The following is a 251-nucleotide window of genomic DNA, read 5'->3' as shown; positions in this document are numbered from 1 at the left end:
ATACGATCATAGACGAAGGGAACAAACTCTTTAGCAAAGTATCTGACTTGCTCATAAATCTGCGTATTATCAATAATGACTTTTTCGGTATCAGCGTGAACCAGGTCACGGTGATTGGCAAGCCTTTGCTGGCTGCTTGATAAGCAATACCGCCACCCATGATACCAGCGCCTAGTACAGCGGCTTCACTGATGTCGTGTGCTTGCTTGCTGTGTTTTTTGGCCAATTTTTTGACTAGCTGATCGTTTAAG

1 protein-coding gene is annotated in these 251 nt (G+C 44.2%); it reads right to left on the bottom strand.

Annotated elements, in window-relative coordinates; all coding sequences use genetic code 11:
* On the bottom strand, positions 1 to 251 hold a 251-nt coding region (locus tag SB772_RS43720; RefSeq protein ID WP_410838992.1), incomplete at both ends, for a 3-hydroxyacyl-CoA dehydrogenase NAD-binding domain-containing protein.

Origin of the sequence: Paraburkholderia sp. SIMBA_030, from assembly GCF_046535245.1 — a bacterium.
In the GTDB taxonomy this organism is placed as follows: domain Bacteria; phylum Pseudomonadota; class Gammaproteobacteria; order Burkholderiales; family Burkholderiaceae; genus Paraburkholderia.
Note: the sequence above shows the minus strand (reverse complement) of the source record. Positions and strands in the feature narration are given on the sequence as shown.